The 26,049-nt window shown below is 47.3% G+C and carries 21 protein-coding genes; 4 read left to right on the forward strand and 17 right to left on the reverse strand.

Features of this window, described 5'->3' with window-relative positions; translation table 11 throughout:
- Nucleotides 1-23 precede the first annotated feature (23 nt).
- The 4 genes from pgaD to pgaA are packed head-to-tail and all read right to left on the reverse strand — an operon-like array spanning nucleotide 24 to nucleotide 6,351.
- Nucleotides 24-530 carry a poly-beta-1,6-N-acetyl-D-glucosamine biosynthesis protein PgaD gene (gene pgaD / locus WC7_RS07100; protein WP_016154304.1) on the reverse strand — a complete coding sequence of 169 codons (507 nt, stop codon included), beginning with the start codon at nucleotides 528-530 and terminating at the stop codon, nucleotides 24-26.
- Complete coding sequence (pgaC, locus tag WC7_RS07095) at nucleotides 527-1,861, reverse strand: poly-beta-1,6-N-acetyl-D-glucosamine synthase (protein ID WP_016154305.1); 1,335 nt, start codon at nucleotides 1,859-1,861, stop codon at nucleotides 527-529. The genes pgaD and pgaC overlap by 4 nt, the downstream gene beginning before the upstream one ends.
- Nucleotides 1,858-3,879 carry a poly-beta-1,6-N-acetyl-D-glucosamine N-deacetylase PgaB gene (pgaB, locus tag WC7_RS07090; RefSeq protein WP_016154306.1) on the reverse strand — a complete coding sequence of 674 codons (2,022 nt, stop codon included), beginning with the start codon at nucleotides 3,877-3,879 and terminating at the stop codon, nucleotides 1,858-1,860. The genes pgaC and pgaB overlap by 4 nt, the downstream gene beginning before the upstream one ends.
- Before the next feature lie 9 nt (nucleotides 3,880-3,888).
- Nucleotides 3,889-6,351, reverse strand: coding sequence for a poly-beta-1,6 N-acetyl-D-glucosamine export porin PgaA (gene pgaA, locus WC7_RS07085; RefSeq protein ID WP_016154307.1), 2,463 nt, complete (start codon nucleotides 6,349-6,351; stop codon nucleotides 3,889-3,891).
- 961 nt (nucleotides 6,352-7,312) lie between these two features.
- On the opposite strand from pgaA, the gene WC7_RS07080 reads away from it, so the two are divergent.
- Nucleotides 7,313-7,849 carry a GNAT family N-acetyltransferase gene (locus tag WC7_RS07080; RefSeq protein WP_016154308.1) on the forward strand — a complete coding sequence of 179 codons (537 nt, stop codon included), beginning with the start codon at nucleotides 7,313-7,315 and terminating at the stop codon, nucleotides 7,847-7,849.
- 228 nt (nucleotides 7,850-8,077) lie between these two features.
- On the opposite strand, the gene vexE is transcribed toward WC7_RS07080, so the two are convergent.
- The 10 genes from vexE to WC7_RS07030 all read right to left on the reverse strand — a co-directional run bounded on the left by vexE (nucleotide 8,078) and on the right by WC7_RS07030 (nucleotide 21,411).
- A complete protein-coding gene (gene vexE, locus WC7_RS07075; RefSeq protein ID WP_016154309.1) occupies nucleotides 8,078-10,060 on the reverse strand; it encodes a Vi polysaccharide transport protein VexE in 1,983 nt (660 codons plus the stop codon).
- Between the two features lie 19 nt (nucleotides 10,061-10,079).
- Nucleotides 10,080-11,384, reverse strand: a complete 1,305-nt coding sequence (gene vexD / locus WC7_RS07070) for a Vi polysaccharide ABC transporter inner membrane protein VexD (RefSeq protein ID WP_016154310.1) — start codon at nucleotides 11,382-11,384, stop codon at nucleotides 10,080-10,082.
- Nucleotides 11,385-11,406: 22 nt separating this feature from the next.
- On the reverse strand, nucleotides 11,407-12,102 hold the full coding sequence (gene vexC / locus WC7_RS07065; RefSeq protein WP_016154311.1) for a Vi polysaccharide ABC transporter ATP-binding protein VexC: 696 nt from the start codon (nucleotides 12,100-12,102) through the stop codon (nucleotides 11,407-11,409).
- A 25-nt stretch (nucleotides 12,103-12,127) separates the two neighbouring features.
- Nucleotides 12,128-12,922, reverse strand: coding sequence for a Vi polysaccharide ABC transporter inner membrane protein VexB (vexB, locus tag WC7_RS07060; RefSeq protein ID WP_016154312.1), 795 nt, complete (start codon nucleotides 12,920-12,922; stop codon nucleotides 12,128-12,130).
- Between the two features lie 9 nt (nucleotides 12,923-12,931).
- The gene (vexA, locus tag WC7_RS07055) at nucleotides 12,932-13,999 is read right to left on the reverse strand and encodes a Vi polysaccharide ABC transporter protein VexA (RefSeq protein ID WP_016154313.1); all 1,068 of its coding nucleotides are present in this window, start codon (nucleotides 13,997-13,999) and stop codon (nucleotides 12,932-12,934) included.
- Nucleotides 14,000-14,044: 45 nt separating this feature from the next.
- Nucleotides 14,045-15,781 carry a Vi polysaccharide biosynthesis glycosyltransferase TviE gene (gene tviE / locus WC7_RS07050; protein WP_016154314.1) on the reverse strand — a complete coding sequence of 579 codons (1,737 nt, stop codon included), beginning with the start codon at nucleotides 15,779-15,781 and terminating at the stop codon, nucleotides 14,045-14,047.
- Nucleotides 15,781-18,276: a Vi polysaccharide biosynthesis protein TviD gene (gene tviD, locus WC7_RS07045; RefSeq protein WP_155849804.1), complete on the reverse strand. Its 2,496-nt coding sequence runs from the start codon at nucleotides 18,274-18,276 to the stop codon at nucleotides 15,781-15,783. Before tviD ends, tviE begins: the two co-directional genes overlap by 1 nt.
- 29 nt (nucleotides 18,277-18,305) lie before the next feature.
- Complete coding sequence (tviC, locus tag WC7_RS07040; protein WP_016154316.1) at nucleotides 18,306-19,346, reverse strand: Vi polysaccharide biosynthesis UDP-N-acetylglucosaminuronic acid C-4 epimerase TviC; 1,041 nt, start codon at nucleotides 19,344-19,346, stop codon at nucleotides 18,306-18,308.
- Nucleotides 19,347-19,348: 2 nt separating this feature from the next.
- On the reverse strand, nucleotides 19,349-20,626 hold the full coding sequence (gene tviB, locus WC7_RS07035; protein WP_016154317.1) for a Vi polysaccharide biosynthesis UDP-N-acetylglucosamine C-6 dehydrogenase TviB: 1,278 nt from the start codon (nucleotides 20,624-20,626) through the stop codon (nucleotides 19,349-19,351).
- Between the two features lie 257 nt (nucleotides 20,627-20,883).
- Nucleotides 20,884-21,411: a hypothetical protein gene (locus WC7_RS07030; protein ID WP_016154318.1), complete on the reverse strand. Its 528-nt coding sequence runs from the start codon at nucleotides 21,409-21,411 to the stop codon at nucleotides 20,884-20,886.
- Nucleotides 21,412-23,204: 1,793 nt separating this feature from the next.
- On the opposite strand from WC7_RS07030, the gene WC7_RS07025 reads away from it, so the two are divergent.
- The 3 genes from WC7_RS07025 to WC7_RS07015 are packed head-to-tail and all read left to right on the forward strand — an operon-like array spanning nucleotide 23,205 to nucleotide 24,507.
- Nucleotides 23,205-23,696: an Hcp family type VI secretion system effector gene (locus WC7_RS07025; RefSeq protein ID WP_016154319.1), complete on the forward strand. Its 492-nt coding sequence runs from the start codon at nucleotides 23,205-23,207 to the stop codon at nucleotides 23,694-23,696.
- An 11-nt stretch (nucleotides 23,697-23,707) separates the two neighbouring features.
- Complete coding sequence (locus WC7_RS07020; RefSeq protein WP_016154320.1) at nucleotides 23,708-24,076, forward strand: tlde1 domain-containing protein; 369 nt, start codon at nucleotides 23,708-23,710, stop codon at nucleotides 24,074-24,076.
- A complete protein-coding gene (locus WC7_RS07015) occupies nucleotides 24,073-24,507 on the forward strand; it encodes a hypothetical protein (protein WP_016154321.1) in 435 nt (144 codons plus the stop codon). The genes WC7_RS07020 and WC7_RS07015 overlap by 4 nt, the downstream gene beginning before the upstream one ends.
- A 557-nt stretch (nucleotides 24,508-25,064) precedes the next feature.
- Here the strand turns inward: WC7_RS07015 and WC7_RS07010 are convergent.
- From WC7_RS07010 to WC7_RS0124640, 3 genes are all read right to left on the reverse strand, one after another.
- Nucleotides 25,065-25,442 carry a hypothetical protein gene (locus tag WC7_RS07010; RefSeq protein WP_016154323.1) on the reverse strand — a complete coding sequence of 126 codons (378 nt, stop codon included), beginning with the start codon at nucleotides 25,440-25,442 and terminating at the stop codon, nucleotides 25,065-25,067.
- 63 nt (nucleotides 25,443-25,505) lie between these two features.
- Nucleotides 25,506-25,877, reverse strand: coding sequence for an ORF6N domain-containing protein (locus WC7_RS27355; RefSeq protein ID WP_369707990.1), 372 nt, complete (start codon nucleotides 25,875-25,877; stop codon nucleotides 25,506-25,508).
- Complete coding sequence (locus tag WC7_RS0124640; RefSeq protein WP_255344653.1) at nucleotides 25,825-26,013, reverse strand: helix-turn-helix transcriptional regulator; 189 nt, start codon at nucleotides 26,011-26,013, stop codon at nucleotides 25,825-25,827. The genes WC7_RS27355 and WC7_RS0124640 overlap by 53 nt, the downstream gene beginning before the upstream one ends.
- Nucleotides 26,014-26,049: the final 36 nt, after the last annotated feature.

The following is a 26,049-nucleotide window of genomic DNA, read 5'->3' on the forward strand; positions in this document are numbered from 1 at the left end:
GGAAGCAGCTGAAAGTAGAAATATCACTCAGGCCTTTTCTGCAACAACGGCTGCGGCTCTGGCGGCAAATACTCCAGCATCGCAGGCGTCGGCGGCGGTAGACGGTTATCGGCGATATCCCTGTCCACATCGATATGACTGATTTCACCACTTTCATGATGGTGAACCGTCAGCACCCGCGCTTTGTTCAGCTCTGTCACCAGTTCCCGGGTAATACGTAAACTTTCCGCCAGCTCATGATCTTCCAGTCCGGGCCTGCGACTGCGACGTTCCACCCGAAAACGAAACTGGTTGTACTTCGCCCAACCAATCAGCACCAGTCCGTTGACCAGCGCGACAAGGATGTAAAACGTGACCGTATCCAGCGTGGTGAAAAAGGGTCGCACACCTATATAAGGTGAGTGCGCCAGAGCGGTGATCAGCCCTTTATAGATCAAATATAAAAAGCCAACCCAGGCAAAAAGCGTTAACAGCACGTCAATGATGCGCGGCAGCAAACGCTGCTCCGTAAAGATCAGCGGCTGGCTCATGATTCGATCCTCCCAATTCCACGATCGGGACTCACCCAACGCGCCCTGCCGCGTTTGCGTTTGAGCATTACTTTCGGGAAGGCGACCAGCGTGGTGAACAGGCTTAGCATCCAGTACACCACCGGGAACCAGATAATCCAGAACAACGACGCGCCAATGCCTTTTTCATAGCGCCGCTCAATCATCAGACTCACCGCAAACTGCAGCAAGCACACCACACCGAGGATAAGCCCAGTAAAGGCTGGCGGGAACAGATGTTGTACATACAGCGAGTCCGGCATCGGGATCATCAGCCCTAACAGGAACAGCACGATACTGATCGCATAGGCAAACGCCCAGGTGGTAGAAAAACAGAACTCAAAAAACAGCGGCCACATACGGCGATATTCCCATGACCACAGGCGGCGCATGTTCACGATAAACACCTCCGCACCGCCTTGCGCCCAGCGCAGTCGTTGTTTCCATAACCCTCTTAACGTTTCAGGCATCAGGATCCAGCACAGTGCGCGCGGTTCAAAGAATATCGACCAGTGGCGCAATTGCAGCTTCCAACTGATATCGATGTCTTCGGTGATCATGTCCGGGCTCCAGTAACCGACCTCGGCCAGCGCGCGACGACGAAACGCAGCAACCACGCCGGAAACGGTAAAGATCTGCCCATAAACTCGCTGAGTGCGCTTAATCAAGCCGATAATGGAAGAAAACTCCCCGACCTGCACCCGACCGATTAAGGTGGAGCGGGTTCGAATACGTGGGTTCCCGGTCACCGCACCGACGCGCGGGAACTGGATCAGCGGCGCCACAATATAGGCAACGGCATCACGGTCCAGTAACGCATCGCCATCAATACACACCAGGTAATCACTGCGCGCCGCTGCTGCCCCGGTCTTGAGCGCCAGCGCTTTGCCCTGGTTTTCAGCCAGATGAATCACCCGCAGACTGGGGTATTCCACCGCCAGTTGTTCCAGCACGTCGTGGGTGTCATCCGTTGAACCATCGTTGATGGCAATCACTTCAATATTTTTATATCGCTGCGCCAGCGCGGCCTCAATGGTTTCGCGCGCATTGATCCCTTCGTTAAAACAGGGGATCAGAATGGAAACCAGCGGATTCCCCTCCAGCGTCGGTGGCGGTGTGTCATCTCCCCATTTCCAGTGACGCTCACGGTAGAACCAGAAATAGACCCCGCCGCTTATCCACAAAGCAGACATAAACAAGGGCCAGAAGAAGACGAAGTTCAACATCACTTCACCTGTAAAGATGACCGCCACGCCAAACGGCAGGCTGAACATCAGGCAAAGTATCAGGAAAGCAATTATGCGATCGGTCATTTTTGCGGGTACCAGTATGAGGAGAACGTCGAGCGAATCTCTGACATCTCAGGTTTGTCGCTGATGAAATCATCCGGGTAATAGCCGTAGTTACCTGCACCGCTTAATTTCAGCTGGCGCATCCATTCGGCTATTTGTTTTCCGCTGATTTCAGCCTCGTCCCCGGATTTACGCCAGTCTCGTGCCTGTAGTTCAAACACGGTTTTGTCCAGCGCGCCGGGCGTTTGTGCAACGGCATTCACTAATCTGTCGAGCCAGGCGTTGGCATCATTAGCCGGGATCTGCTCCATGAAAGGCATCGCCATTGGTGCCGTCCAGTCATAGGTATTGAGGAAATCATTCAGGTTCTGCGCAAACCAGGCTTCACTCTCCGGCTCCAGTACCGGCATCGCGTAAATATTGCGCGCCGTTTGCACCTGCGGACCGCGAATATTACGCACCGCCTGGGTCAGTTGTTTGGTGAAGTCGATCAGCACCTTACTTTTCAGTCGCGTCCAGCACTCGAACGCCTGGGGATTGCTACGGATTTGCTCAATGCTTCCGGGAAACCCTGCGGCGCGGTAGGCAGCCAACGCCTCCGGTGACGCGTCTTCAAAGTCCGTCAGGAAAGCATCGTCATGGAACAAAATCCCTTTGAAGCTGGCGTGTTTGGCCAGGTCTTCATAGATTTCAGTGATGCGCTGACGCGCTTCGCTGCTCCAGGGGGACAGACGGACATAGTTCTCGCGGCTGATCGCTGTACGTCCCGTTTTCGGATCCCAGGCGGTTACGCGTGGGATGGAAGCGTCGAGATCGAAAGCCAGAACCGGCATCCAGGCATACACCGTCACCCCTGCCCGCGTTTGTAACTGCCAGGAGATATAGTTAAAGAGGTCGGCACGCATCGGCAGCCAGCGGTTAGGGAAATAGAGCTCGCGAATATTTCCGTCACCCTGCGGATCGGCGTAGGCCTGCAGGAAGACATGAGAAATACGCATGTCATAAACGCGCTGGATAAGTTTGTCGATGTTTCGCTTCTGCTGAGCAGGGTCCTTGTCATACACGTAATCCAGATCGACATGCATCACGCGCATCGTCTGCGGTTCACGTACCTGAGCGACCTGGCTGGCAAAGCGCTTAAGAGAGGGGTTATCAGAGATTAGCACGCGCGGGATGTCATCAAGAAACGCGGCATTCGCCAACCCTTCGTTGAGCGTGAAGGCCATCTTATAGCCATGCTCTTTAGCCAGGTTTAACGTTGTGCCATTGGCCGCACCGTAAGGCCAGACCCACGCGCGTGGTGATTTCCCGGTCACCGATTTGATCTTGTTGGTGATGAGAGAGATATCCGCGTTTATACGGCGCGCGTACTGTTCATCCGTTTCGTAAGTGCCGGTTTGCTTATCATACAGGCGGTTCGCCACCGCCGGTTCTTTACTTCCCTGCGGGTTGGCTTGTGCACCGAAATGCGAATTCCAGGTGTGCGCACCGACTTCCACCAACGGTGATTTACCCATCTCTTCGACCATTTTCCAGGTGGCGAATTTATCTCGCGCCGTCATTAAGCCGCCAAAATCGACTTTTTTGTTGGCGGGAGCATCAACCCAACTCCCCACCGGCGCCCAGAGCGCAGGCCAGTTGTAGGCTTTCAGCAGCGGCCAGACGCGGGTATAAAAACTGCTATATCCGTCATCAAAGGTGAGTAATACCGCTTTTTCCGGCAACACGATTTTACCGTCATGGGCGTCCAGGATTTGCTGCACGCTGATCGGGTTATAGCCATTATCACGCAGCCAGGCCATTTGGTCGCTCAACGCGCTGGTCCGCACAGAAAGATAGCGCTGGTCGGCGGCACCATCCTCGACATCGTGGTAGCCGAGCACCAGGAAGCTATTTTTCGGCCACGGATGATCCGCCGTCAGCGGCGTTCTCTCTGCGGGAGGAACGTAGCGAGGCGTTGTATTGTGCGCGCTACTGCACGCGGTAATCATCAACCAGCCAGCGATTAATGCGCTAAGCCACAGGCATCTTTTCAGCATGAACAATCCTTAAAACCTGACATTTAAATCGAAAGCGAGGGAGATATTCCGCTCACGTTTACCGTCGTAGGGGCGTTTATCCCAAATCAGCATCACCCCGCCATCTACGACGTTGTTCCATTTGAGCCGTTGTCCGTATCCCACCTGAACGATGGCACCAGCGTCCTGGCCTTGCTGCCAATAGCCACCTACGCCAGCCAGACCTTGCTGCGTCCACACGGTGTCATAATGGCGGTAAAGAACCTGCTCCGCGCTCAGACCCGGTACCACGGAAAAATCACTCTTCGGGTTGTAATACGGCACATTCTCTTTGGTGTTGGTGCTCCCGCCGATGCCCGGGGTAAAGTCCAGGGTGAAGCGCGGCGTTGTCCACATGCGCTCTTTTCCGCTGAGTCCGTATTCGATGCGATCGTTACCATCTGAGAAATGTGATGCGGCAAACGACAGTTGATATTCACGTCGTTCGTTTTGATACCAGCGAACAAACATATCGCCGCCGTTGGCATACACGCCGCTACGCAGCGCGCGCAGTGGCGTATTACGCGACAAGCGCTCGGCCGAACCGCCTACGCGCCAGTTGTCATTGAAGTCATGCCAGCCGGAAAGACGACCGCCAATTTTCTGACCATCGCCATAATTTCGGCCAGAGACTTCCATTTCTGCCCAGTAGTCGCGGGAAGTCCATTCCGCCCCCGCAGCCAGATCGCGGCTGATGCCTTTACCTTCCTCAAATTCGCCGGTAGCAAAGTTGAATCCAGTAAACAATCGCCAGTTGTCGTTAATTGGCGGACTGTAAATGGCAGTATTGATATTGAAGTCATTCTTACCGCTGACCGGGCTATCGGACGAGATCCCTTGTGTGCCGCTAATGCGCACTTCCGACATTTTGTGGACATCACGAATACGCGCGAGGCGCAGCGTCGCTTCATCATCCGGGCTACGGGCGATGACGTCATCCGTCAGTTCATCGGCCTGCCTCCATTCCTGGAGATCCAACGCAACATAAGCCTGCTGACGCTCCAGTTCCAGGTTACTTGGCTCAATCACTTCCGCCAGCTTCAGCTCTTTCTCCGCCGCATGCGGCAAGCCACGTGCTTCAAGAACGGAGGCATAAGATATGCGCAGCCCCTGGTTACCTGAACCTGTTCGCGCCAGATGCTCTGCGAGCTTTTCAGCCTCAGGTAGTTCATTGGCAGCAATATAATATTGCGTCAGCATCGACTGTCCGAGCAGCCAGTTATCGTTAGGCTGCGGCGTTGGCGAACCATAGATGCGTCGCAGGTACGGACTCTCTTTGATTAGGTTTTCGGCCTGTTTTTTAGCGGCATCAAAGTTTTCATTATCGATATGCGCGTAGAACAGATCCTGTTGATCCTCAGGACCAAGCGGCGTAACGGGAATCGGTCCATTCGGGTAGTAGATGCTCATCAGCATCGCTTCGGTTTTTTCTGGCTGGCGTTCGCTTAACCATGCCGATGCTACCCAGCGTTTCGCGTAGTTTGGCACTTCGCCGCTCGCAGAAAGCGATTCGTATTCCTTAATCACTTCAGACGTTCGCTTACGAACCAGCAAAGCGCCCATGCGGTCAATTCTCGCCCGACGGACATCATTCTGCGCGGACGGCTCATCCTTCCAGGCAGCCAGCAACTGGTCATAGCGGGCCAGCGCTTTATCCGCCACGATAAACCGCTCTTCTTCATTACGTGCGGACGTATAGGAGGAACGTACCATTTCGGCGGCCGCATCAAGCTCAAGGCGGCGCTTCACAGGATCTGCCGTAGGCACTACCTCCGCCATATTTAAGGCAGGCCCGGAAACACGGTTTGCTGACAGAGCAGACAGCAGCGTAGATTTTGCATTTTTGTTGCCAGGATCAACGTCATCCGCCTGGCTGGCAACCAACAGCGCGTCCCAGTTTTTTCCCTGAGAATGATATACGTAGGCAAGTAGCGCATCGGAGTCAGCCCCCGGATGTGCCTGTGCCCATTTATTCGCTTCAGTAAGGGCTTGCTGATTGTAGCGAGCATCTGCCAACGTCATTATCCAGCCGGTGCGTACGTCAACGTTGTCAGGCTCTTCCTGTAAAACGCTTTCCCATACCGCCAATGAATCATTCCAGTTTTTCTGGTTACGGTACGCACGTGCAGCGGCGACTTTGCCGCGTGCAGGCACATCCATCTGCCCACGATAGCGCTGCCAAATTTCAATAGTGGCTTTATCGTTGTTATCAACCCAACTGGAAACTTGCAGCCAGTCGGCAACCTGATTTGGCGTTAGCGCGCTTTGCTTTCCCTGATCCTCTAGATAACGCAATAACGGTGCACTATTACCACCCCGCGCTTCAATAACCAAAGCGTCATAATCTGATGTCGCTGCAGAGATTTGCATAGGGAAAAGAACGCTTGCCGTAAATAAACAGCTTAAAGACTTAAAACGTTTAATGAAGTTGGCATGTCGACGCATACTTAACATATCAGCCCTTATAACTTACATCAGAGTAAAAATAAGCGTTTTCAATATATTACAGTCGGTTACTTACGATACCCGACCATGTAAGATGCACTGCCGCTTATTTTGCAATAGGGTTATGAAGCAATTAACTCTTTCGTCTTATTGACTACCCGCGCCTAGCCCTCTAATCGTGGGAAAGCAGGCGTAAACTCGAAAATTTTATCACTCAGCGTAGTTCGTGGCTATGCGATACGAAAACTCTTAGACAAAAAAGTATTTTAGACTAAATAATCCTAATACTCTTGGGATTGAATTCTGGATTTAGATTAAGTTTGCATGACGAAACCTTGTGACGATGATAACTATTGCTAGTTGGCATAGCTACACCGCGCAACTGTTTGCATGGTAACTATTGTGTGCGGATAGAGAAAGTTCTGATAATAATGCCCCTGATAACAACAAAGATAACAATGTAAATAATATAACCTAATTTTAAGTTTCGAACAGGGTCGATAAAATGAAATTAAAGGTACAGTCATAAGCAGAACTAAGTACAGTAAAAAAAAAGTAAAAACTCAATAGAATCAAACAACTTCCTGAGCCTATCATTGCAATCTACCAAAATTGGTATTTTGGTATCCGCCATAATACGTGCGCGAAGAATTGTGCATTGCTCAACTCGCTAATGTATTTACCAACCTTGCGTATTATTGACAGTATCAACCCCACTCACTTTACCCTTACAATTTGAAAGCTTATTTACATTGAAAATAATTTATATACCCTAAATAATTCGAGTTACATGAAGGCGGCAAGTGAGTAAATCCCCAGGAGCATCGCGAACTATGTGACTGAAGTGCGCTAGCGTAGCCAACGCACATGCAGCTTAAAGAATGACGGGTATAGACGCATAATTTTTTGCACTGACCTTCTCTCCAGCCTTTGAGGTAATTTGGACAAAGATGCCAATGGGAGCTGGTCAATGAAAATCGTTAACGCTGAAAAAAAACACATCCCCGCCATACGCGATATCTACGCCCATCATGTTATTCACGGTACCGGCAGCTTTGAAACTGACCCGCCGGATACCCGCGAGATGCAGGAGCGTCTGGAAAAAATCCGCAGTCTGGGGCTGCCGTGGGTTGTCGCATTGCAAGAAGATAAGGTCATCGGGTATTGCTATCTCACCCGCTACCGCGAGCGTTATGCCTATCGCTATACCCTCGAAGATTCGATTTATATTGACCCGACGGCACAGCGTCAGGGGGTGGGAAAAGCGTTGCTACGCCATGTAATTGAGTGGGCTGAAACGCAGGGTTATCGGCAGTTGATCGCTATCGTCGGCGACAGCAATAATCAGGGATCGCTGAAAGTCCATCAGCAGGCCGGATTTACGAAAATAGGCACGCTGACGAACATTGGATTCAAGCATGGGCTTTGGCTTGATACGGTATTAATGCAACGCAGCCTGGGCACAGGAAACAGTACGCTACCAGCGGATTTCGATGCCGCTATTTAACATTGCTAAGGGATGACTTCAGGATACTGTCTTCTGGTAACCCTCAGACAAACAGAACCACAATCAGGTATAACGTAGCTATTATATAATTCTCCGTTTTTCAGCTCGTTAGAACGAAAAAAGCACCCGAACGTTAATGAACGGATGCTTTCTAAATAGAATAACTCAGTTTTACTTAGCGGGCGGCCCCGCCTGGTGCGCCAAAGGCATCGCGGGGCAAATGTCTTTTCAGCCCGAAGATGTTTCATCCCTGCGCGTGATATTTCGCCAAATCCCCCCCGACAGTCTCAGATTTTCAGGCCCGCTATTCAGGATTTGGGTTACACATTTCAGGTAATTGTCTTTCCAGCGCTCAATAAAAGAAGACTGGCTTTCGAACCTCTGCGGATCGACCATTTTCTCCAAAACAAAATGGATGCGCCCGTCTCGCCACACCGGAACACCAAATACGGTGGGTAAATGCATTTTCCAGGCAAGTCGAGAGCAAAAGGTGGAGTAGGTAATCTGCTGGCCGAAAAAGTCGATAGTTGGCGCGCTCAAATTCAGCGCGCCGTCGATCGCCACAACAAGCGACTGCCCACTATGTAAGGTCTGTATGCAGGCCCTGACCACGTCCGCTTCGCTTTTGTCACTAACCGAAATCAACCGCTCACCGTAGCCCCCTTTGAGCACGCCAGGCGTGGAAGCCACCCATTTACTGTTCATTTCCAGCAAGGAGAGGATCATCGGCCCGGCATACATTGCGCCCATATGAGCCGATACAACAATGCAACCACGCTTATCGAGCTGCAGCCGTTGGAAAAACTGCTCGACATGCGATATATCGGCCAACCGATACATCGGTTCGTCGGCCTGCTCTCCACGGCATTCAAGCCAGTCGAGGAGATAATTATCGGCAAGATACCCCCACTTCGCCCGGCGTTCCCATTCATCGCGCTCGATACCGGACTGTCTGCCGGCAACTTCCCATGCCCAGTCAAGGCGCTCAGGCGGTAGATTAACGGCAGATATTTGCCCATCAAGCGCCAGCAGCCCCTCTTCGAATGACTGAGGCAGATGGCTTGCTCTGGCCTGAATATAGTGCTCAAAGACGCTTTCCGCTTCGCTTGTTTTCCCCGCCTGTAACAACGCCGCCGCGGCATAACGGTTCCATTTACTGGTCACCCCTTTTTCCCTTGCCAGTTGTACAAACTCATCGCTGGCAGCAGCGTATTGCCCAACCTGGCGCAGTGCTCGGGCATACATGGCTCTGACATAAGGAAGATCAGGATGAGTCGCGAGCGACTGCTGCAGTAACGGAATGGCTTTCTCATTCTGACCCGTTCTGATTAAGGCATCGGCATACAGGGTCACGATACGTAAATTATCAGGGTTAAAATCCAGGGCATGACGCCAATGCTCAGCGGCCTGAAGCTTCGCTTCCCGGCTGCGACCGGATTGATAGTAGGCAAGCCCCAGGCTACGACGCAGCGCCGCACCATCCAACCCACGGGCTAATACGGACTCCCCAGTCTGAATGGCTTCCTGATATTTACCGACAGCGCACAGCGTATCAACCGCCAGCCCCGCCGACTCCTGGCTTTCTAACACGAAGAAAGGGAGCAATGCGCGGGCCAGGTCATGATCTTCTGGTAGGCGGCTTTTATTTAAGAAACGGAGGCAGGTCTCAATCATATCTCCCCGCGGGGGAGTTTCCTGCGCCAGTGTTCTGGCCAACGAGATTGCCTGTAACTCTTTATCCACCAGCGTCAGGCTGCGCAGATGGAGGGCAAAAATTTTGCTATTGCCCGAAAAAGCGAGCCATGCCCGCTCGGCTAAGTCAGCAACAGTCGCATATTGTTTACTCTTAAGCAGCACGCTTGCGACCAGCAGGACATCCTCCGGCTGGCACACATTCACCGCCAGCAGTTTGTTAACCACCTGTAGTACAGCGTCCCGATGATGTGATGCCAGCGGCGAAATAATCCAGCGTCGCAATAAATCACGGCTATTCTTTGCCGTCAGCACACGGTCTGACAACAAAGTCAGCGCGGCATCTGTTTCATCTTTACGCAAACACGCGATAGCGAAGAGAAGAATGTTTTGCTCATTTCCAGCACTATCTCGTACTTTTTCGGGATGCTGACCGAAATAGTGACATAGCCCCTCCCAATCCTCTTGTTTGAGCAGGGTGGTTGGCGATATTTTTTTACATGTAGAGTGCAAGCTCATCGTATTTCCTTACTCCGCCTTATTCACGCATCCGCCTGATGGTTATCAGGAGAGAAGTCACCAGGTACGCGATGCCCAGCAACACGAAGAACAGTAACCACTTTGTTCCATCGGCATAGCGAGTGGTGTCAGACACCACCATCGGTTGAGAAATGATCAGCAAATACCGTCTCTCACGTAGCGCTTGAAGCTTCCCTTGCTGTAAGGTCTGTAAGGCAGATTCCCAGCGTGTTTTGGCGATCTCACTCTGCAGCCGAAGATCTTCAAACAGGGACAGACTTTCTGAAGAACCTTGCGACCCTAACTTATTTGACAGGCGGTTACGTTGTTCGCCGATCTGCTTTTCCAGGACCTTGATTTTGGCCGACAGGCGAGGAATAAGGGGGTTCTGATCCAAACCATTAGCCATTAATTGCGCGTATTCCGCTTTCGCCTCCGCCAACTGCGTTTCAAAGCCAGCAATTAATTGATAAATCGCGGTCACGGTTTCCTGCGGTTCAATATCTTTTTGTATATGCTGTATTTTTAGCAATTCAAGCCGAGCGGCCCCCAGATTCTCCTGGGCCGATTTAACATCGTTTTCCAGCCATAAAATCCGTTCCTGCTGCATCCGCGCTGAAACGGTATTAACGTGCTGTTCAGCAAAAGCCAGAATGCGCTGGGCAAAAAACTCAGCCTGTTTCGCACTCCGCGCCTTGACGTTTAAACGCAGCATGCCCTGTTGAATATCGACAGCAACCGAGACTTTCGATAAATAGTAACGATAAGGATCATCATTAATACCCAGCGGTGCGTGGTAGCGGGAAAATAATGCGATATCGTCTTGCGCGAAATAAGATAAAAAACCGAGCTCTTTTTCCATCCGCTCCATCATTTCTTTCGAAAGTATAAACTCGCGAACCTGAAAGCCCTCCGACATCTCATTGCCTGCACCAAAGAAAGCTGTTCCAGAAAAATTATCCTGGCTGGCATCAGTTTGCACAATAAAGGTGGCATCCGCGCTATAAAAACGCGAAGTTAATAGCCACGACATAAGCATAATAACCAGCAGCGGCAAAGCAATATAAAGAAAGAGCCGACGTAGCGATTGTTTGGCTTGCTGAACACGCCGCTCTTTAATAACCAATGACGCTCTACGGACGGAATCAGCATCCGTCGCGGACCACCCGGCGTCTGGGCGATGATGACTTTTCGCATCGGCCGTTTTTTCCGTCTGGCGAAGGGAGCGTTCATTCTCTTTTTGTTGTAGTCGCGAGGCTCGGCTTTCTTCTGCTACCTTCGCCCTTTCCTCTTTCCATTTTTTAATACGTTCTGAATTTTCCACACTCTATCCGTATATTTTCTAATTATATATCAAAGGCATAATCATCAGTTTGAATCGTCGCCTGATTTGACTGATATTGTTCAAAAAGCGCAGATGCTTGTGCTAAATCTTCACACATCGTAATTTTTCCATGCAGCAGTACGCCAAACGCATGACAGTGTTCTTTAATAAGCCGAGGGTTGCGCGTTAGCACAATCAACCCTTTCTGTTGCAGCTCATAAGCTAGCGCCGCCTGCATACGCAACTGTGAGGTATTATCCCCGGTGTACAGCTTGTCATCAGCAATATAAAGGCGACAGGGAAGCAGTAAATTAATGGCAAATGCCAGATGCGCTTTCATCGTGACAGAATATTCACTCACCCTGTCGGTATAGCGCTGTTCAAGCTGGGTCAATTGATAGCAGAAATGTGAAAACTCATCGCCATCCAGGCCATAAAGACTGGCCATCATGCGCGCATTCTCTTCGCCGGTTAACCCCGGCAGAACAAAAGCATTTGCCCCCAGTGGGAGCGCATCACCCCGTAGCCCAATAAAATCCCCTTCATCAGGAGCATCTATACCGCACAGCAATCGGGTTAGCGTCGTTTTGCCTGAACCAGGGGCGGCCAGAATACCGATATGCTCATGGTAATCCATGACAAAATCTGTTTTATCAAGGACCACCCGTGGGCCCTTATCAGACTCAAAATAGCGTGTACAACCTAATAAACCGAACACGAACGCGTCTCTCCTGAAGCTAAAGTCAGTGATTTTCAGTGTCACAAATCAGGTGAAAAATGATGCCCGCGAGGAATAACGTTGCGGAAAATGCCAGAGGGTAAAGAGGTTCAAGGTACAAGGAGTTATACCCCTCAAACATTCCTTCTCTGACTATCTCATTAGCATGAAGTAGAGGGTTCCAGCTGAATATGCTTAATAATGAATAGGGCAATTCATTCGCCGTATAAAAGACAGCTGAAATCAAAAACATCGGTCTTAGCACTACAGGAACGGCTTTGTAGACCAGCGGAAACCGTTCAGACAGTGCGTCACAAAAGTAACCAAACGATAACCCCAGAAGCCATGCGATAACCATTCCTTCAAAAATCAGGATCGGTTTCTGGGCTTCCCAGCGGGAGAAGATAAGAAAGTTAATTAATGAAACAATAATATAAATGATAACCGCATTAACAAATTCGACTGCGGCAAGAGCAAAAATCACATGTCTTTTCTTAACCTGCGAGACAACCGCCAACGATGTAAAGAATGAACGGGTGCGCATGGTTGCGGTAATGGTATAACGAAATAACAGATACGGTAATATACCTGCAATAACAAAGCTGATATCGTCAGTGAATATTGGCACGGTGCGATTTAAATATTGAAAAGAAATAACGGTAATGGTTATCCATACCAGTGGTACGGCCAGCACCATCATATAGTTTAGCAAATTACCGTTATAGCGTGTTTTGATATCGCGTGACATTAACAAAATGATTAACTCACAGACGGTAATGAGTTTCATAAAATAATAAGTATTATTTTTCAAAATATTCATATGGCGACGTTAGAAAGAATTAGAGCCGCGGATCAAAAAGCTATCGAATGCGGCTTTCACCTTAGCGAAATCAGTCAAAGAGGCGTTCGAGATATAGATAACATCGCCGTCCTCCACCCGCATGGCCTGTGCTAAAAACACCGAGTCAGGTTGGCTCATATCGACATGATAGATATTCAGCTTACGCATCTGCTGTTTCGCTTGCTCCGCTTCGTCATGCTTGTACAGAAAAACCGCCTGCGGATCGGCAAGATTGTCGTTTAATCCTTTCGCCAGCGCCAAAGCATCCACTACGCTGGAATGACGCTGAACCAGAGCATGTTTTCCCTGAACACCCGCCGCGCCGAGCACATTAACATACTCGGTCACTTGACGCAGAGTGATACGGTCATCCGGCTGTAAGACAATATCCAACCCGGGATACTGATAAATATCTGACAGTCGCGCATTGAAATAATGCTGCTGGCGCGTCACGTGAACTTCCATCATATCTGCGCTGGTATTTTCTACTGCCGCCGCCGTTGCCAAAAAATGACTAAGACGATTCATACTCTGTTCGAGAGGGTAGCGACCCGTTTTCCCGCTGCCCTCGACCGTCACCATGGCTCCGGTGCGGGCGGTAAGCGTCACCAGCACCTGAGGATTCAGGACAACGCGCGAAAGTCGCTTTCTGATCTCTTCAGCCAGTTGTGTCACATCCAGCCCGGTAACCGGAATGATCCCGGCATAAGGCACCTGAACGATATTACCGTCAGTCACAAGAATATTTTCAAAATCCGCCCGGTCGCCGCTCGCGTTATTGGATAAATACCCCGCTCCCCCCGAGGATAAAATAGTGATATGCAGCACATCGCCTTTAGCCAAAGATGTCCAGTGCCAGTTATTTTCGGCAAAGACCGGATCGACAATAGTTTTCGGCACAGTATCGGCATCACTCAGTTTTAATGTCGGCGTGACTTCGACCAGATGATAATGAGGATCGTCCTGATTAATCAGGCTGGATTTAAATACCGCCCTGGGAATAGTGCATCCCGAAAGCAGAAAAAACGTCGTTAATAATATAATAATTTTTTTCATAACTTATTTTATAAATGAATTAGCTGAAAAAATGCTGCCCATTAATTAACGAGGCTGAGAGGCAATGGTTTGTACAAACGTTCCCACCATATGTTCAACGGTGAAGCGTTCTTGTAAAAATGACTGCGTCTGTTGGCAAATACCGGTTCTGCTGCGCCATAAATTGACCAACTGTTCTGCATAGCGGCAAGCCTGGTCAAGATTGACCGTCTGTGCATCATCAAGAATGAAACCCGAAACACCCTCAATAAAGCATTCTGCCGATCCACCTGCAGGGGTTGAAATCACCGGCACCCCGACCATTTGTGCTTCAATGAGCACATTGGGTAGCCCTTCATAACGCGAAAACAAAATGAATACGTCCATTTTTTGCAGCCAATACCCCACGTCACGCGAGACGCCAACGAATAGTATTCTCTCCAGAATCCCCAACTGTTCGGCGCGTTTCTGCGCTTCAGCGCGCAAATCACCATCGCCTACCAGCACAAAGCGTGTGGCGGGGTGGTGCTGTAAATAGCGTGCTGCAAAATCAATCCATGCAAAAGGGTTCTTATCGCCTACAAAGCGGAAAACGCCACCAATAGTCGTGTCCGCATCCTGTGTTTTTTGCGTAAACTGCTGCCAGATTTTATGTGGCACCTCAGAAGAGGGTTCGGTAGATGGCGGTAAGACGCCGTTATATACAACCTGGAAGTGCTTCGCCTCCAACTTTAGCCAGTCGGCATAATGGCGGGTCACACAATGGTTGTTACTCATAAAATCAACGCCAGGCACGACCGCCAGCGCCTGGTAGAGAGGCTCATATTCCGGCTTGAACAGACGCTTTCTCACCACCGGCGGTAAGCCACGTAATCCCAGTTGAATTCTGGGCACGCCAGCAATCAGCGCTGCAAGCGCAATCATCAGACAAGCGCCATCCTGCCAAACGGAGAGATAATCCAGCTTGCGCTCGCATAAGTGGGGGACCAGATGCTTGATACCGTAGTTACACACCGGCGGCAGATGAGAGAGCAATAAGCGCAACTCCGGAGATTCTATTGTCGTATCGTCAAAGAAGTTTCCGGTAATCTTCGCGATTTCAAGCACCTCGACCTGTTCTTCCAGCACTTCTTTCAGGAAAAAGTCTTGCCTGAGTTCCGGTGCCAGGGAGCGAATAATGAGCTCTACCGGCTCTTCTACTTTCAGGCCGCCAATTTTCCCCTGTTGCCGATATTTTCTGGCGATCTCAATAGCCAGCCTGGAAATCTGACGCTCTGCACCGCCGCTACCTAGCGAGCCTGTACAGAGCGCAAGGCGACCAAAAGATCCGACGGGAAGCTGCCGCGGCTGACGATTTCGATAGAACAAGATGGCATGCTTCATTGCAATAATACGGGTGTTGGTCCCCACAGGGATCGCTTCCCCTTCAAGGCGTTCAAGCAAATCGCAGATCTTATTTATTTTTCCTAAATAATTATTATATTTTTTCTGCACGCCGGTGCTAACCTTTTTAAGAATTAGCTGCGCATCTTTGGCTAGCCCCGTATTATATAAACGACGCGCATACTCATAACGTGCTTCATCATTGTTTTGTGCAATCAGCGTTTCGTAGAGCGCGTATGCACGCGCCGTTTCATTGAAATCATGAAGAAATTCTGCTTTTTTTAGCATCGCTAATGAAGTTAAAGCCTCAGCCGGTAATTCGCTGTCAATTAACGCAACAGCTTGCGCAAGCTTCTTCTCTTGTTTCAATGTTAAAAGCGTTTTCCCTAGCGCAGCTAACTTTTCTTCCTGCGTAATCATTACGACTTCCCTGATGTATTTTTTTGTAATGCGGTTATGCAGGTCGAGATCTGCCTTGTCACCGGCTCCGTTGGCCCATTCACTTTCTCCAGTCGCTGCCAATACTGCAAAGCCTGGGTGTAGTCGCGTAAATGCATTGCATTTAATGCGGCATATTTCAAGGCATAGGCATTTTCGCTATCAAAAACGAGTAATTTTTTCGCATAATCTAGATGTTCATAAGACGCGATAGTGCTACCGCCATCCTTCAGTGACTCATTAAATAATCTGATAATTTGCTTATATTCACGCATCAGGCGAGAAACATCAGGATCAATTCGTTTCAAGCTAATCAATACAGACAATGCTTCATCCAGACGCCCTTCCGTTTTCTTCTGGCGTACATATTTAAGGGCTCTGGTTGCAACATTGCGACACTCTTTCTCAAACAACTCGTTCATCGAGGCATTCTGGAATGATGGAGAAATGCTCATGACGTTAGCAATCAAATCAATGAGGAATGGAATATCGTTAATATGACGTATGCTGCGTAACATAATCGACTGCAGGCTGGTAATGTTCGAATTACGAATCAAGGTCATATGGGCCAACGTGCACGCGTCTTTCCAGGCACCAAGATTCACCAGCGTTCTTGCACAATATACGGTGCTAACGGGATCGAACTCCAGAAGTGGCCACACTATTTTCGCCCCTGCCAGGATATTTTCATAATCCTCACGCTCATACATTTCTCTTAATTTCTCGCGCCATGCCATTTTAACTTCATTATTAAAGCGAGAAATACGTGCATGGGGATAAACCATAAATGCAGAGTAGCTGTAGACCAGCGAAGTACTCAGTGAGACAAAATCATCAACCGAATGTAGCGACAGCGCAGTATTGTTCCATGCCTCAAAAACGTCGTGGAGTTTATCTTTATACGAGGTGCTAAGCGCCTGATGATAGCTCATATTCTTGATGCAGAAAGCTGTGCGGATAACGAGACCGGTATCATGAATCGTCGACAATACCGTCAGCGCAAATTCTGACTCATGGCGGAGTAGCTGCTCGAGTGCATGCATGAAAATCAATTCATCACTGAATTTGATTGCCAAAGATAACGCTGTTTCCATAAACGCATCATTTAGGCGCTGCGATTGAATGCCGGCATGGAAAGCTTCGGAGAATGCGTTGCCATCATTGAAATATTGCGTGCTGCTCAGGAAATTAACCCATCCGCTTTGGGTTTCAGGATTCAATAACAGTACACGTTTCCAGTATTGATATGACTTATCAAACAGCTGTAAAGCATCGGCTGAGCCGGCGGCAACGGTAAGGACTTCTTCATCTTCAATTTCATTGGAAAGCATCATCTCGGCCGTCGATAAGGCTTCCCGCCAACGCGCTAATCCATGTAGAGACCTCAGCCGACAACGTAATGTACTGTCCGTCGTACCGATAATTTTCTCAACATCACTAATATCCTGATAAGCCTGTTCATAATAACCTAAACGGCTGAAGATTACGGACCGAAGTTGGATTAGAACAGGCTCTTGCTGCTGATTTCTTAATGCGGCAAAAAGTTGCTGTGATGCAGCAATAATGTCGCTATCGGCAAGCAGCTTAGTGATCGACAGGGTAATCTCACGTATTTGGTCCTGTTTCTCTTGTCGCCCCTCATCAAGATGATGATTAGTATTATTGATCACTCCCTTAAAAATAGCCGCAACGATCGCGTCACCAAACATGTCGGTATAATGAGTAAGATCGTCGCCATTTTTTTCCAGGGCTCGTTTCTGCCCCCACTTTTCCATCAAATTTGTCGGATTAACGCAGGGAATATCCATCCTGGTGGCGATGGTCTCGACATTTTTAATCAACCGACTGCGGGACTGAATGACGGTTCCAGCACGAGTCACGGCATCAACATGGGTCATAAACATAACGCGATCGCGACCAAGCAGCTGAACGATTTCCATCATATCCTGTTCGATAGCATGCTCATCCATCTGCTCGACATTGATATTGCTTAATAAGGCACGATCGTCTTCCGACATTCCGGCAAAACAGGGATCGTCTTTGAGATAGGCCAGCAGTTTGTGTTGATTTCCTGGCGTGGCCAGCGACCAGTACACACGCGCCCGCTCTGTTTGGCTAAAAAACTCATAGAAATGACGAGTTAAATAATTTATTTGTAAGCAGAACCCATAGGCCATAATCTTCTTCTGACTTGAAATCTCAACGATATAGAAATCAGAACGACTATGAACGTCGGTATTTGAATAATTTACGGAAGGTCTAAAAATAAAAGGCCGGACCTTTTCAGGAATATCTATCAAGCCTAAAATAAAACGAACCTGCTGTAATGCCTCGCTGCTCGTATGCGTAAAACCATATATCCTTTTAAAATTAGCCTTGAAATTAAAATAAGGCTGAGCTCGTTTTACCGGACTCACAATACGGCAACTACCAATGGCTGTAAGCGTAAACATCCCTGACGATTTCATTAAATTCATCCACGTGAAAGGAAAGTGAGTAGTTTTACTCAGGAATACAAAGCAGTCTTTTTATCGATATACCATTTTAGAGTCTGCTTAAGTCCTTCTTTGATATCAAACTCAGGCTCATATGAAAGAAATGTTTTTATTCTGGTAATATCTGCCTGACTATGCTTAACGTCACCGTCACGAAAATCTTTATAAATTGGTTCAGCACTAATTTGTTCGTCCCGCCATAAATTCAACCCATCGCGGATGAGATAATAAAGCTCATTTAGCGAAGTTCTGTCTCCAACAGCCACATTATAGACTTTATTTTTTGAGGCTAAATCATTAGTCGTTGCTGATAATAAATTGGCCTGAATCACATTTTCTATATAGCAAAAATCCCGGCTTGTTGAACCATCGCCATTGATATAAATTGGTTCATCTTTAAGAAGCGATAGTATCCAGCGAGGAATGACTGCAGAGTATGCTCCGTTAGGGTTTTGGCGGCGGCCAAATACATTAAAGTAGCGCAGGCCAATAGCGTTAAAATCATAGCTGCGAGCAAACACCTCGGCGTACAATTCATTGACGTATTTTGTAACCGCATACGGGCTTAATGGCCGGCCGATCCGTTCCTCAATTTTAGGTAAATCGGGATGGTCACCATAAGTACTACTGCTTGCGGCATAGGTGAAACCAGATACATGTGCATCTCTCGCCGCCGTCAACATATTTAAAAAACCATCAATGTTAGCGCTATTTGTCGTGATAGGATCCTGCAAGGAACGTGGTACGCTTCCCAGAGCGGCCTGATGTAAAACGTAATCGACATTCTCACAAACAGCCTGACAATCGGCAAACGACCGGATATCCCCATGAACAAAGGTAAACCGCGACCATTGTTCTTCACTGACAGCGGCACGCACATCCTCTAAATTATGTTGATAGCCAGTTGAAAAGTTATCCAACCCAATTACTGTTTGATTTAAATAGAGTAGTTCTTCTAATAATCCAGAGCCGATAAAACCTGCTACGCCAGTAATAAGCCAACGTTTTGGTTCAAGAACGAGTTGTATTTTTAATTCATCATAGGCTATCATGATTATAACCTCACATCTGACTGCTCAGGCGAAAGGATATACTTCAAATCATAAAGCACATGTTTATCTTTTCCAAAGCCACGAATATCAGTACTCCCCATCTCCTTAAACTGCTCATGGCCAACGGCAACAATAATGGCATCATAAGAAGCCGCCTTGATTTCCGATACAGGTATAATCCCGTATTCTTCTTCGACTTCCTCAGCATCCACCCAAGGGTCAAAAATATCAACATTACAGCTGTAATTGCCCAACTCTTTTACAACATCGATAATGCGGGTATTCCTGATATCCGGGCAGTTTTCTTTAAAGGTGAACCCCAGAATCAAAACGTTAGAACCCTCAACATTAATCCCTTTTTTGATCATGGCTTTGATCAACTGTCCCGAAACATAGTTACCCATATTATCGTTCAGTCGACGACCCGCGAGGATAATTTCCGGATAGTAACCGATGCCCTGTGATTTATGAGTCAGATAATAGGGATCGACGCCAATGCAGTGACCACCAACCAGTCCAGGACGGAATGGCAGGAAGTTCCATTTACTTCCCGCAGCTCGCAGTACGGCTTCAGTGTCAATCTCTAATCGGTTAAAGATAATCGCCAATTCATTTACCAGCGCGATATTGAGATCGCGTTGGGTATTTTCAATCACCTTTGCCGCTTCCGCGATCTTAATGCTTTCCGTTTTGTACGTTCCTGCCGTGATGATCTGTCGATAGATCTCATCAACCAGACAGGCCGTTTCTGCAGTTGAACCTGAGGTAATTTTCTTGATAGTTGTCAGACGATATTTTTTATCGCCGGGATTGATGCGCTCTGGGCTATATCCGACAAAGAAGTCTTTGTTAAATGTCATCGCTGACATACGCTCAAGGATCGGCACGCATTCTTCTTCAGTACACCCTGGATATACCGTAGATTCATACACCACGATATCCCCCGGCCTCAGTACTTTGCCAACAGTTTCACTTGCCATAATCAAAGGGGTGAGATCTGGTTGCTTATAATCGTTGATCGGCGTCGGGACGGTAATGATGTAAAAATTGCATTCTCTGATTTCATCAATTGATGAGGTAAACGTCAGATGGCGAGCATCACGTAGCTCTTCTTCTGTGGTTTCGAGATTGACATCGATCCCTTCTTTTAGCTCGAGTATACGTTTATGATTAACATCAAAACCAACCACCTGACGAATTTTCCCAAATTCAGCAGCCAATGGTAAGCCAACATACCCGAGTCCAATAATGGCAATTTTTACATCATCTTTGCTGATCATTACTGATAAGTCCCTTATTTAATAATTATTAACTTTAAATAAATCCCAGATGTTCTCTGGAACGCTACCGCCCCTGACGTTCTTAGCCAGCGTATCTATTCTTATCGAAATCACGACAGTTTCTAGTCTAAGCAAGGCTAGAAATTTTATATTTCCTAATTTTAGTTAAATGGAGGTCGTATGCAGTATCCGTTCTAAAACAACAATTAAAGATCGGATCTTTAATTGTAATTCTTAATGAGAAAACGCATAGTATTTTATTCTGGCAATAGAAGATATCGAGGGTCTCGCACGCCGAATTTAAGGGCGATTTCTTTTCTCCAACGATACAATGTTGACGGCGAGTTCATAAATCTATCCTGAAGCTCCTCCATACCGCTTTCGGTTAAGAAGTACTTCATCTTCATGATATCTTTGTTGCTAATCTTAAAGTTACATTCCCTTCGCCCTGCTGTTATCTTGTCACCATTTCGTCGATATAGGCTTATTTTCTTAATCATCTCCGACACAGATGTTGAGGTATCGAAAACAGCAATAACATTTTTGATATTATCCAGCCAAAAAAGAGCCAAAGGCATCAACCGTGAGCTGGAAATGATGATTATGATTTTATTGATATTTTTATTCCGTGAGAAAAAAGCCAAGGTGCTACGTAAGCTGTATTGATTAAGATTCACAAATAAATAATTTCTTTCGTTTGTAATCAGTGACATTTCATCAATAACACTAGCGGCACCACCCCCAAAGTAAATATCATTAGGTGGCCAGAAATGTTGATACTTCATGAAGCCTCCATAACCTCAAAAAAATCTATTTCATCCATGGAAAGGTAAGTGCGTACTTTTAAGCACACCTACCCTCTAAAAAATACCTAACAATCGAGTAATTAATTTTATTAATATTGCTAAGTACATGAAATGAACTTTTACACAACAAGGATGTGATATCAACCCCTCTCCATTCATAGCTAAAAACTATCAATTATTCATTCTTAGATTTGAATTACTAATGGATATCGGCATTTTAATGCGATTATTGGTTGTATTATTAGTACCACCTGTGAAATCGCACTTTCATCTTTTATTCAAAATGAGAAAAGTCTCAAAACACACAGAAACATTTTCTTACAAATTTACAGCATACATACCGGGGTTAAAGGTAGCCTGGCTGAATTGTCACCCGTATCCTTACATTTAAATTCTAAGCTATACCGTGTGAGATTTTAATCAGTACAACAGTAGTCTATCTAATTATATTTGCCATATTCTTCAACAGTAATGACATAATATACACAAGGCTAACGAGCCACCCGGCATAGCAAGTATTAAAATTGGTATACCTTACTAAACTGACTCGTATATTTTTGTGTATCTACATAATTTCTTAATAGGATAATGAGAACAAAACTAGTCACCTTAAGAAATTATCACTAATGATAAAACTCCTGAATATATTTTTAACAAAATAGATGTCCACTATGTTTATCAAGGTAACATCATACCAAGTCTAAGCCATTTAAAACCTGTTACTGCCGATTAGAGAAAATTGACCTACAAAAAGACTATATTACTTATTTATGAAGAATGGTTAATCTTATATCGTGTTCAAAAAAAAGATAACTATGGAATTATAATCTAACAATTAACTACGTGACCTGTATTAGCATTGATATATTTTCAGACAGACAATCAAACATACTCCTTAAAATTTCTTAAATAAATTCAATTGATTGATAGTTGATTTTTTGTACCACGGGGGGGAATGCGATATTTAAGACACCAGTATCGCGAATTGAAAGGATTAACCAGCATATACAAGGCTCTACTATCCGAGAGCGTCAAAGATTTCTCTTTGGCCCCTGTGGATAGTTAGTTTCATATGAGGTATCTCCCGCCAGGGGAGCCTATCGTCTCCCACCATCGGTTTAGCCTGCATAGTCGTGCATTGAATCTGTCTGACCGTTAAACAAAGAAACACATTGAGATTACGAAGGATAATTGAATCAGGAGAGGCGGCGAAGGGCGTAGAACAACACAAAGAAATGCCAGTGAAAAAAGGGAATTCGTGTTCTATTTTTAAAAACTATACACATTTCTATACACATTTATCACTCGCTTGGAGTAGACCGCTATCCACATCGTTAGACGTGAAAAAGAAGATCCGCAAGATGTTAAATCACCAGGCATCCGTGGTAGTTGCTCTCATCCAGTAACTGGCATACCGAAAGCGGCAGAATGGTTTTTACGAAGATAAATGTTAGGGCGGATGCCGCTTTTTTTATTTATCAGGAAAATTACTTTATATAAAAAAGTGTTCACCCTATTCACCAATGCCATTTTATCAAAAAAAATATCATTGGGTTAAGTGGCGAACATCATCCATGGAAAGTGATCACTTGTGTTCACTCATGCTGTGAACCTCAGGACATAAACCCATGATACATTCATATAAATAATTATTTATGATAATGCATTAATAATATTTATTGAGGTAACGGCGAAGGGTTAAATATTACATTTTGCAATGTCAGCGGGCGGTAATGTCTGGTCAGTTATTCAACTAAAAGGAGTTATTAAGAATGGCGATACCGGTTTATTTATGGCTATACGAGGAAGACGGGAAATTACTGAAGGGCGGAGTAGAGGTCGCCGGGCGCGAAGAAAGTATAGAGCTGGTTGGCATGCAACACGATGTGTTTATCCCTACTGATGATATGACCGGGGCCACCACCGGAACGCGCCAGCATGAGGCGTACACCTTCGAAAAAGAGATTGACCCATCATCCCCGCTTTTATACCGCGCATTAACAACGGGCCGCCCCCTGGCAAAGGCCGTCTTCAAATATTACCGCATCAACAATAACGGCATGGAAGAAGAATATTTTAACGTGCAACTCGATAACGTGAAGGTGTGCCACGTCGTACCCATCATGTTTGATACGAAGGATCCGGAATTCGAAAAGCATGGACACATTGAGCATGTGGGCCTGCGTTATGAGAAAATCACCTGGAATTACGTTGACGGAAATATCCAGCACGCTGACAGCTGGAAAGAACGCAAAACCGCATAAGGAGATCACACATGGCTAAATGGCTATACAAGCAGAGTACCGGCGAACTGTACCGTGACGGAAAATTGATTGAAACCGGTTATTCAGGCTCGCTGACCAATAAAAATAATCCAGACCGCGAGCACGTTCGCGGCATGGGGCCAATTCCACGCGGCACATGGAAGATTGGCAGACACGGTACCAGTAAAGGCCCGCTAACTATCACGCTGAAACACATCAGCGGCAATTCTTACGGGCGTGATATGCGCACTTTCCGTATGCATGGTGATAAGCGTATCGGCATTGCGGGATTTGCCTCAGAAGGTTGTATCATCATGAGTCACTCCACACGCCTTTTAGTCAGTAAAGATACTGGGTCAGAGCTGGAGGTAACGCGATGATTCGCGCCGTTCTGCTGATGCTGTCTATGGTCACAGCATCTGTGTACGCTGCCATTCTGCCGGGTAGTGAATGCGCAGCGCCAGGTCGTTTTATCGAACAGGGGCTTTTTTCTGCATTCACTAAGGATCTGCTGATTGCTCGCTCATCTGTGAACCGTAATAAAACTACGGTGGAAGTATTGAGCATCACGCCAGTTTCTGATGTGTTTGCCAGGCAGTTGGCGAAGACCGATACCGCAGCCGGCAACGGGTTATCAGAGGACGACTATTACGGCATTTATCATAATGGTCACGTCATGAATCTGGCCGCGCGTTACACGTACATTAACGCCGACGGAAAGAAGGATATTTTCATCGCCTCCGCATTGCTGAACGATGATGAATGCTCAATCCGGCACAACGGTTATTTGACGATCTCCCGGGAGTTCTGACTCCCTCCAATGGGGGAACTCAGCCAATGGCGGGGTTAACCTCACCGGCGGCGAGATACGCGCAAATCTGCTCCCGTCTCGATGTGCTGAAATTTCAGCTCATTGAATCAAGCATCAGGCAAAGCCCCATTACGGGGCTTTTTCCGTAGCACTGATGATGCAAAAAAAACGCATATATAGACACAGAAAAAACGTTGATTCACTGGTCTGCAAGCCGCGCCAGTACTGGATTTGTGTGAACCGACAAACTCAAAATGCTGTTGGTTCAGCACCTAAGAATGTTGGTTCACCTTCATTGCTGCGGCGAGAGTAAGATTGGCGACCGAGATTGATATGATTAGGCGTTTGGGTGAGATTTAGTTATAGATATTTCTAAATTGTTGGCGAGGTTCTTATGAGGGATTGTGATTACGCTGAAGTAATGTCATTAGTTATGGAATTGGAAGGGAGCACTGATCGCATCTGTAAAATCTGCCAGGCATACCTGAAGCGCAACGCCAGATAATCCAGCAAGGAGTGTTGCCTTCCCTGGTCTTTTTCATTCTTCCCAGTCTTGGTCATCCGGTGGCATTCCCGGTCTGGGTGGCCACTGTTGCGGTTGTATCAGCGCCACTGCTCACCCCCAACATTTTCTGCAATCCTTCCACCAGCATTTTGTTCAGCACTTTCCCGTCCGCCGTCTGATAAAACGCCGGTATTAAATTCGCGTTCTGATAAAGAAACTGCTGCTCAGCAAGCGTAAGCCCAAAATCAGGGACGGCAGGCGGCGGTGGCGCGTACTGCTGCTGGTACTGTGGCTGATAAAATTGCTGCTGCACTTGCGGCAGCATGTGAGCCAGGTGCGTATAGTGCTGCATAACCAGTTGCCGAATCTGTGGATCGTACAGGTCGAGTCCGGCGAGTGGATTTTGCGGCTGATGGGTATACGGATACATTTTTTATCCTCAAGAAAAACGGCCCCAAGGGCCGATTTAAATCATCAGGCTCAGAGTTTGGCGTTAACGGGCGCCGCGTTCGGTCCAGAGTGTCAGGCTTCTTGTCCTGGTTGAAATTTGTGCGGGACTAAAAGACCCGCGCAAATTTTCCAGTTCACCACCTGAAATTTGAAAGTAATGCGTACCCTCGACGAAACGGGATTTGTTGCGGTTGAAGTTGCGGCGGATATTTTCGACACCCGTGCTATATCCATCAGCCAGTTGCTCGGAGGTGACGACGCGAACACCGGCCCACTCGATGATCGGCAATCCTTCGCCCGTGGACATCGTGGACATGCCGCCACATTTAACTTCATCATCAACGTTTTTTCTTTTATTCATTTTACGCGCCCTTTCCTTGGTCTCGTTCTTCAATACGCTGGTTAACCCACGCATCAACGTCGCTTTCGACGAAAGCAACACTACGAGAACCAATCTTTACGGCGGTAGGGAAGGCACCTTTCTGAATGAGTCGATAGATCCAGGCTTTGCCGCATCCTGTGCGGCGCATAACTTCTGGCAGCTTGATCAGGTTGTGTTGCTCTTAGTTTTCTCCCGTGGGCTATTA

This window comes from Citrobacter sp. KTE151 (assembly GCF_000398845.1).
In the GTDB taxonomy this organism is placed as follows: Bacteria; Pseudomonadota; Gammaproteobacteria; order Enterobacterales; family Enterobacteriaceae; genus Citrobacter; species Citrobacter braakii.

Bases quoted from the DNA above. Each gene is read 5' to 3' on its own strand.
- vexE (WP_016154309.1), bottom strand. From the start codon at position 10,060: ATGAGCTTGCACTCTACATGTAAAAAAATATCGCCAACCACCCTGCTC.
- pgaA (WP_016154307.1), bottom strand. From the start codon at position 6,351: ATGTTAAGTATGCGTCGACATGCCAACTTCATTAAACGTTTTAAGTCT.
- WC7_RS07030 (WP_016154318.1), bottom strand. From the start codon at position 21,411: ATGAAGTATCAACATTTCTGGCCACCTAATGATATTTACTTTGGGGGT.
- vexA (WP_016154313.1), bottom strand. From the start codon at position 13,999: ATGAAAAAAATTATTATATTATTAACGACGTTTTTTCTGCTTTCGGGA.
- tviE (WP_016154314.1), bottom strand. From the start codon at position 15,781: ATGATTACGCAGGAAGAAAAGTTAGCTGCGCTAGGGAAAACGCTTTTA.
- WC7_RS27355 (WP_369707990.1), bottom strand. From the start codon at position 25,877: ATGCGTGGGTTAACCAGCGTATTGAAGAACGAGACCAAGGAAAGGGCG.
- WC7_RS07020 (WP_016154320.1), top strand. From the start codon at position 23,708: ATGGCTAAATGGCTATACAAGCAGAGTACCGGCGAACTGTACCGTGAC.
- vexB (WP_016154312.1), bottom strand. From the start codon at position 12,922: ATGAATATTTTGAAAAATAATACTTATTATTTTATGAAACTCATTACC.
- WC7_RS07025 (WP_016154319.1), top strand. From the start codon at position 23,205: ATGGCGATACCGGTTTATTTATGGCTATACGAGGAAGACGGGAAATTA.
- tviD (WP_155849804.1), bottom strand. From the start codon at position 18,276: ATGAATTTAATGAAATCGTCAGGGATGTTTACGCTTACAGCCATTGGT.
- pgaD (WP_016154304.1), bottom strand. From the start codon at position 530: ATGAGCCAGCCGCTGATCTTTACGGAGCAGCGTTTGCTGCCGCGCATC.
- pgaB (WP_016154306.1), bottom strand. From the start codon at position 3,879: ATGCTGAAAAGATGCCTGTGGCTTAGCGCATTAATCGCTGGCTGGTTG.
- WC7_RS07015 (WP_016154321.1), top strand. From the start codon at position 24,073: ATGATTCGCGCCGTTCTGCTGATGCTGTCTATGGTCACAGCATCTGTG.
- WC7_RS07080 (WP_016154308.1), top strand. From the start codon at position 7,313: ATGAAAATCGTTAACGCTGAAAAAAAACACATCCCCGCCATACGCGAT.
- pgaC (WP_016154305.1), bottom strand. From the start codon at position 1,861: ATGACCGATCGCATAATTGCTTTCCTGATACTTTGCCTGATGTTCAGC.
- WC7_RS07010 (WP_016154323.1), bottom strand. From the start codon at position 25,442: ATGTATCCGTATACCCATCAGCCGCAAAATCCACTCGCCGGACTCGAC.
- tviB (WP_016154317.1), bottom strand. From the start codon at position 20,626: ATGATCAGCAAAGATGATGTAAAAATTGCCATTATTGGACTCGGGTAT.
- tviC (WP_016154316.1), bottom strand. From the start codon at position 19,346: ATGATAGCCTATGATGAATTAAAAATACAACTCGTTCTTGAACCAAAA.